Origin of the sequence: Novacetimonas hansenii JCM 7643, assembly GCF_000964405.1 — a bacterium.
GTDB lineage: Bacteria > Pseudomonadota > Alphaproteobacteria > Acetobacterales > Acetobacteraceae > Novacetimonas > Novacetimonas hansenii.
In genome coordinates this window covers 1-7,848 of the sequence record NZ_BANE01000230.1, presented here as the reverse complement: position 1 = coordinate 7,848, position 7,848 = coordinate 1, and the positions used below count along the sequence as shown (strand labels likewise).

3 protein-coding genes and 1 pseudogene are annotated in these 7,848 nt (G+C 68.6%); all 4 read right to left on the bottom strand.

Translation table 11 applies throughout. From position 1 onward, the window contains the following. Positions 1-161: 161 nt before the first annotated feature. Positions 162-491, bottom strand: coding sequence for a thioredoxin TrxA (gene trxA, locus B7G66_RS13790; RefSeq protein ID WP_003622004.1), 330 nt, complete (start codon positions 489-491; stop codon positions 162-164). An 84-nt stretch (positions 492-575) separates the two neighbouring features. Further along, the gene (gene addA, locus B7G66_RS13785; protein ID WP_048859290.1) at positions 576-4,145 is read right to left on the bottom strand and encodes a double-strand break repair helicase AddA; all 3,570 of its coding nucleotides are present in this window, start codon (positions 4,143-4,145) and stop codon (positions 576-578) included. Positions 4,146-4,198: 53 nt separating this feature from the next. Beyond that, positions 4,199-7,312 (bottom strand): double-strand break repair protein AddB, encoded by a 3,114-nt coding sequence (gene addB / locus B7G66_RS13780; protein ID WP_048859289.1) that lies wholly within the window; start codon positions 7,310-7,312, stop codon positions 4,199-4,201. A 35-nt stretch (positions 7,313-7,347) separates the two neighbouring features. Further along, a pseudogene (locus B7G66_RS13775) lies at positions 7,348-7,848 on the bottom strand (nucleotidyltransferase family protein); the annotation flags it as partial.

The following is a 7,848-nucleotide window of genomic DNA, read 5'->3' as shown; positions in this document are numbered from 1 at the left end:
TGAAAAAAGGCAGCACCCAAAAACTTTTCTTGTTTTTTATCAACTTCTTGTTTTCAAACACAGATCAAGGGGCAGGGAGCAGGCCCCCTGCCGGGGATGGGTAATCTCCGGGGCCGCGCAGGGATGGCGCCGCCGCATTCCCCATGTCAGGCCGCTGGCCTTCAGGCGAGGCTGGCCTTCACCCATTCCTTAAGCTGCGTCTTGGGGGCCGCACCGACCTTGTCCGCGACGACCTTGCCATCCTTGAAGATCAGCATGGTCGGAATCCCGCGCACGCCATAGGTGTTGGGGGTATCAGGGTTTTCGTCGATATTGACCTTGACCACCTTGAGCTGCCCCTTGAACTCCGCGCCGATTTCCTCCAGCGCCGGAGCGACCATCTTGCACGGTCCGCACCATTCGGCCCAGAAATCAACCAGCACGGGTTCGCTGGATTCCAGCACCTGTTTCTGGAATTCGGCGTCTTTTACGGCGACGGTGTTCTCGCTCATTATCTCACTCCTTTTCGTCGCGGCATGGGCCACGACATGATCGGTATCACCGACATGGCGACCCTTGGGCGCGGGGTCAAGACATCACTGCGCTGCAATCCGCGCTGGCGCATTGGCCGCAACCAGCGCATCGGGCAGGACACTGACACGCACACCCTCGGTCCAGACAAGGATGCATGTCACGCGCCGCCCCGGATACAACATGCATAACAACGCACGATACGACGCCATCTGCCGCAGATACAGCACCGGCGTCTCCTCAACACGGGCGGGGGGCTGGCGGTTGGTCTTGAAATCACACAGCAGCACTTCATCATCGGTCACGGCCATGCGATCGACCTGCCCCACCACCACCGTATCACCCACCACACCGGCCAATGGCTGCTCCGCACGGCTGTTGGATGCGAACAGGGGCACCATCGCGGGGGTTTCCATCACCGCCATCACCTGATCGGCGATCCGTGCGCAATCGGCCGTGGACAGGCCACTGCCCCGGCGTGACAGCCAGCGCCGCGCCACCTGCGCACGTTCGGCAGGCACACAGTCGGGCAGGTACTGCAACAGCGCATGCACCATCTGCCCGCGTCGCAATGCATTCATCCGGCGCGTCCCCGCACTCTGCCCCCCCATACCAGCGCGCGCGATCTCCAACGGGGAACGCACGGCGGGCTGCGGCCCAAGGGCCACGTCATCGGGGCGACTTGGCGCCAGCGGGCGCGCCAGCGGTCCTTCCACCACAGGCGGGACGGGAATCCAGTCGGGGGCAGTCCCCATCCAGTGGGGCGGGGGGGCATCGGGACGCGACACGGGCGGTGACGGCGGTGCGACGGAACGCGGGGCATATGCCTCCTCGATCACCAGCACATCACCGGGCCAGCCCAGCGCGAACGGCTCCGCCCGGGCGTCCTGGGCCACGAACGCCTGGCGGCACAAATCGTACCAGCTATTTTCGGGCACACCACGGCGTGGCTCCCACCCGCAGACCACCAGACGCTCGCTCGCCCGGGTCAGGGCGACATATAGCAGGCGGTTATATTCCTCCGCCGCGGCAAGCTTCAGCCGGTCCTGAAGCGCCTGCGTCACACCGGTGCCCAGTTCGCGCCGTGGCACCCACAGCGGCAGGTCAAGGCCGCTTTGAGCGTCATGCACCCATAAAAGACCGCTGTCGAAACGCGGCGTGCCCACCGTGTCGGGCAGGATGACAAGACGTGCCTGCAACCCCTTGGCCCCATGCGCGGTCATGACGCGCACCATGTCGGCGGCGGCATCGGGTTCGTGTTTGACCGTCTCCTCCGACGCGTGAAGCCAGTGCAGGAACCCCTGCAACGAAACGGCATGCGCTTCCTCGAAACGCAGGGCGGCAGAGAGCAGTTCATCCACCGGTTCCACCGCCTCCGGCCCCAGCCGCGCCAGCAGCCGCGCGCGACCACCCAGCGGGCCGAGCGCCTCCGACAGCAGGGCATAGGGGGAGGCATAGTCCACCTTGCCAAACAGGGTATCGAGCATCCGCCACGCCGCCGCCCATTCGGGACGTTCCCCATGCCGCGCGCGCAGCACCGCCCATAACGGCCGCCCCTGCCGCGCGGTGGACAGGTGCATCAGGCTGTCATCATCCAACCCGCCCAACGGCGATGTCAGGACACAGGCCAGCGTCAGGTCATCCTGCGGCAACAGCAGCGCGGCACACAGCGCCATGAGGTCACGCACCGCAAGCTGGTCCGTCAGCACCGTGCGCACCAGCGTCGCCACCGGCACATCCTGTGTCTTCAGCGCGCGGATCAACGCGCGGGCAAAGGCCGACCGGCGCGGCACGAGGATCAGTACGTCACCGGGCGCAAGCGGCGCCTGCCCCGGCGCGGGCGCACGACGCAGTTCCCCAGCGATCCAGGCCGCAAGCGTGTCGGCAAGCTGCTGCTGCGCCGTGGATTGTCCCGCGTTGCGGGTGGGGGCATCCCACGGGTCGGCCTGCGTCGCGTCATCGCCCCCAGGCGTAATGGGCCACAATTCGACACGCCCCCCGCCACCGGGACGCGCGGTGACATGGGCAGGGATGCCGCTGTCGGGTTCGGCCACGCCGCGCGCGGCGGCGGGAATGGAAAACACCCGGTCCACCAGCGCCAGCACCGGCGTGGTGGACCGAAACGACACCGTCAGCGCCGGTTCGCGCCAACGCGCCTGTGCATTGCGCGCCTTGCGACGGAAATGTTCGCGCCAGCGGCGAAAGGCCTCCGGGTCCGCGCCCTGAAAGGAATAGATCGACTGTTTGTAATCCCCCACGGCAAAGACCGTGCGCGGCAGGCCATCATGTTCGCGCGTGCCCTCCCCGGCAAAGAACTCCGCCGTCAGGCCACCGGCGATGGCCCACTGTTCGGGGGAGGTGTCCTGCACCTCGTCCAGCAGCAGATGGTCGATCCCGCCATCGAGCTTGTACAGAACCCACGCCGCCCCCGGATCACGCAGCAGTTCGAGCGTACGCTCGATCAGGTCATCATAATCGACCAGGCCCTGCCCCGTCTTGCGCGTGGCATATCCCTCCAGCACCGGAACCGCGACCGACAGCAGCGCGCGGCTGAGATCACGGACCATGATCGCACGCAACTGCGCCTCCACGTCGAGGACGCGCTGCGCCTCCGCCATCAGGGCATCGCCGATTTCGGGATATTTCTTATCCAGCGTCGCGTTGACCCCGCCACGCTTGCGCGGTTCGCCGTCCTGCTTCACCAACGCCTGGCGCCAGTCGTCCCAGCACGCCACGCGCCCGTTCGTATCCTGCCCCAGCCACGCCAGCATGCCCGCGGCTGTCACGCGCACCTTGGGCGACCCATCCTGTGCAACCCTGCGCAGGCCATCACGCAGGGCGTCCTCGGCAGGAATGTCGGTGCAGGCGTCACGCATGATGGCGGCCGCATCATCCCCCTGCACGCCCAGCACCCGGCGCAACGCCGCGTCCACCCCCGCCGGGTCGGTGCGCCAGCGTTGGGCGACGGCGCGGAACGCACGCAACTGTCCCTGCAACCGCGTGACCAGCGTGGTGAAATCACCGATCCCGACCTGCCCCGCCAGGGCGGCGATGGCGGGACCACCGCGTCCGACCACGTCCTCCACCGCGCCACGCAGCGCAAGGCGCGCGTCGGTTTCCTCCACCAGGGTGAAATGCGGGCTGATCGCCGCCTCCACCGGGAAACGCCGCAGCAACGACTGACAGAAGGCATGGATGGTGCCGATCCGCATGCCGCCGGGCAGGTCCAGCACACGGGCAAACAGTTCGCGCGCCACCTGCCGGGTCCGGGGTTCTGGCGGGACGAACAGGTCACGCAGTTCCGTGTCGAGTGCCGCATCAGGCAGCGTCACCCACCGGCCAAGCCGGTTCTGCAGGCGGATGGCCATTTCCGCTGCGGCCGCCTTGGTAAAGGTCAGGCACAGGATGCGCGACGGGTCAGACCCCGGCACCAGCACGGCCTGTCCGTGCGCGTCATGGGTCGGGCGCGGCAGCATCAGGCGCAGCAGCCGGTCGATCAGCAGCTTTGTCTTGCCACTCCCGGCGGAGGCGGAGACAAAGACCGAAGCCTGCGGGTCGGATGCCTGCGCCTGACTTTCATTCGCCAGCGCGATGGCGTCGGGCATCGTGGCGTCGGGCATCGTGGCCCCGGGCATCGTAACATCAGGCATTGTGACATCAGGCGTCGGCGTGGCGGATGGGGGTGTCGTCATGCCATGTCCTCCTCACGCGCGGCACTCCATTCCGCAACACGCGCAAGATGGGCGTAATCGGCAAAGCGCGGCTCCTCCCCCGGATGGGGATGCGACAGATAGGGCATGTGCGGATTGTCGTAATCCGCCACCCGTTTATACAGCCCGGCACGACATTTCGCGATCAGGTCGGACAGTTCCTCCCCCCGTGCGATATCGAGCACCCGCGCCGGCACATGCCCGCCCGTCAGCCGCCAGTACACCAGTTCCGTCACCCGTCCCGCCACCGTGGGGGCAAAGCCGCCCGCCTCGATCATCGCCGCCTCCAGCACAAGCTGCGACTGCCATCCTGCAAGCACACTTGCACGTGTGGGCAGGGTGCCGGTCTTGTAATCAAACAGGCTCAGCCCCCCTTCGCCGTCACGGTCGATCCGGTCGGCACGGCCACGCAGCACGAACGTGCCAAAGGAAAAGCCCGACAGCTCCATCTTCCCCGACAGTTCGGTCATGACCGAACATGACGCACCACCGGCGCGACGGGCTTCCTCCGTCATGGCGCACCAGCGCGCGATACGGCCAAGGCGTGGCGCCCACCATGCCGCCAGCGCCGGGCGCAGGCGCGCATCATGCAACACCTGTTCGAACACCCGCACCATCTCCTCCTCCCCATCACGGGGCCAATGGTCGGGATAGCGCGTGAACCACCGGTCCAGCGCCTCATGCACGATTTCCCCGTAATCGGCGGCGTCGGCCATTTCCTCCAGCCCCGCAAGAGGCTTCAGCCCAAGGATGCGCCGTGCATAGATGGCATACGGGTCGCGCATCCATATCTCGATTTCCGTCACGGACAGGCTGCGCGGACGCAGGGCGACAGGCGGGCATGGGCGTGGGGGGGCCACGGGGGCGGGCGCACCGGACGGACGGTCCAGACGTTCCAGCCATGACAGCGCCGGATGTGTCGCAAGTGCCTGCCCCCGCCCCGAAAGATAGGCGTCAAGCCGCACCAGCCACCGTGCGGCGACGGCGGGTGCGCCCTGCCTGCGGCCCGGCACCGACAGCACGACCTCAGGCGCGGCGCAGGCGCAGGCGATGAAATCGTGCGCCGCCTGCCCGATGGCGCATTCGGGCGACGGCAGGCAGATGCGCGTGCGCATAGGGCGGCTCATCCACGGTCCCGGATCGGTCGCGGGGGGCCAGACGGTTTCGACCAACCCGCCCAGGACGATGGTTCCCGCCGTCTGCAACCGTGCCTCCAGCAGGCCCCAGATAAAGACACGCGGATGCACCGCCGCCTGTTCGCGCCCGCGCAACGCACGGCGGCCATGCACCGTCACCCCCGCCAGCGATGACGCCAAAAGCCCGTCCAGCGCGCCAACCCGCTGCGCGGGCAGCACGTCGCACCATGTCAGCAGTTCCGCCAGATGCGCGCCCAGCGCGTTACCTTCCTCCCCCGACCACAGGCGCGACGCGCCATCACCGCCGCCCTCGGTATCAGCGTGGGCATCGGTCGTGGCCAGTGCCTGCGCCACCTCCACCAGTGCGGATAGCAGGTCCACCACCTCCTCCATGCCGGACGCGCGCGACAGCAGCGGATCAAGCGCGCGTTCCAGCCGGTCGAGGAAGGCGGACAGTTCCTGCGGCGCGTCCGGCGCATCGGCCAGGGCGCCATGTTCGTCCTGCGTCGCGCGCGACAGGGCGGCGCGCAGGCCCGCAATACCCGGTGGCGGGGCAGGACCGCGCAGGATCGCACGTTCCAGAAGCCGGGCCGACGCGCGGCAGTTCCCCGGCGAAAGCCCGCACGCCGCCAGCGGATGCTTGAGCAGGGACAACAACGCGACCGGCGACAGCCCGCCATCGACGGCCTGCACGATCAGGCGCAGGAACGTGGCCTGCGGCGTGGTTGCCAGCCCCTCGCCCGCGCTGTCATCGGCCACCACGCCCCAGCGCGCCAGTTCGGTTGCAACCCGTCCCGCCAGCGCGCGGTCCGGCGTGACCAGGGCGGCGGGCCGTCCGGGCTGTTCAATCGCCTGGCGCAGGATCAGGGCGATAGCGGCGGCTTCCTCCTGCTGGTCCGCCGTATGCAGCACCGACAGCCCGTCAAGCTGCGGCGCGGGCGCGGGGTCCAGCCATTGCCCCAGCGCCGATGCGGGCAGCAATGCATGCGACAGCAGCGCCGCGCGCCCCGGTGGCGCCCCGACCATGCCCCCGGCCATGCTCCCGGCCATGTCCCCGGCCTTGCTCCCGGCGGGCAGGTCGTCCCAGACCTCCAGCCCGTCGCGCCCCACCCCAAGGTCGGCCAACATGCGTGCTGTGCCCGCCTGTGGATGACCGGGCGGCAGGTCGGACCATGTGCGCGCGTCCATATCCATGTCCACCGGTGTCAGCACCAGCCGCCCGCCCGGCAGGTCCAGCACCGTGCGCAATACCGCCACGGTGGAGGGCACGGCATCCGAAAACCCTGCCGCCCATAACCGATGCCCGGCGGGCGGCGGACTTTCGCGCCAATGCGCCGCCTGCGCATGCAACAGCGCGACCTGGCGGGCGACGGGGTTCATCACGCCCTGCTCCTCCAGCCATGCAGGCCACACGCCGGTCACGATCGACAGGAATTTCAGCGTCAGGTGCCAGTGCTGCGCAAAATCGCCATCGGCGGCATCCGGCAGGCGTTCGCGCAGGTCGCATTCCGCCCATTCCGCCTCGTCCATCAGATCGGCAAGCGCGCGCGCCAGCGGCCATGCCTGATCGACCGTGCGCACATCGCCAAATGCTTCGCCCGCCTGCAACACCAGCCGCGTCAGCGTCGCAAGGCGGCGCATCGGCTCGACCGCGGGGGGCAGATCCAATGCCGCCTCCCCCGACAGGGCAAGCGCGGCCTCGTCCAGTGCCGCAATGGGCGCGATCCGTGGCAACAGCAGCGCACGGCCATCGGCCCGGCGCAAGAACGCCTCCGTCAGGGCACGCGCGGCGCGGCGGCTGGGCAACAGGATCAGGCCCGCGCCAGTGCGCTGCGGGTCGTCCCCCACCTCCGCCATCCAGCGCGCCGCAAGCTGATCGAGGAAGGGCACATGATGGGCGACCGTGACAACCCGGGCATTGGGCGCGCCGGGCGGGGCACCGTCGGCCGGACACATGCCGGGCCGGGGCTCACAAGCCGGGACGGACGCCATCAGCCATGCACCCCGCCATCGTCATGATCGGGATCAAGCATGGTGCGCAGCGTCGTTTCCGCCGCGGCGATGTCCTGCGGGCGCGACAGATGGAACCACAGCGAATCGTGGACGATCATCCCCAGCCGCCCGCGCGCCATCGCCCGGTCCCACAGCAGGTTCAGGCTGAACGCCCCCGTCGGCGCCGCGTCAAACAGGGCGGGCGAGACGATCTGCACCCCGGTATAGACATAGGGCGTCACTTCCCCGTCCTTTGGCCTGCGCGGCCTGCCATGGGCATCAACCGCGAAATCGCCACGCCCCACCTCCCCCACCGCACGCGTCATCGCGCCAAGCAGCAGCATCGCATCCATCGTCGCCGGATCGAATGCCGCCGCCAGCCGCCGCAGGGCCGCCTGCGGGCCGTTAAGCCACATCGCATCGCCATTGAGCAGGAAGAACGGACCCGGCCCGACCTGTCCCGCGCGCAGGGCGGCTGCCGCGCTGCCGCCGGTCTCCAG

Bases quoted from the DNA above. Each gene is read 5' to 3' on its own strand.
- trxA (WP_003622004.1), bottom strand. From the start codon at position 491: ATGAGCGAGAACACCGTCGCCGTAAAAGACGCCGAATTCCAGAAACAG.
- addA (WP_048859290.1), bottom strand. From the start codon at position 4,145: ATGCCCGGGGCCACGATGCCCGACGCCACGATGCCCGACGCCATCGCG.
- addB (WP_048859289.1), bottom strand. From the start codon at position 7,312: ATGTGTCCGGCCGACGGTGCCCCGCCCGGCGCGCCCAATGCCCGGGTT.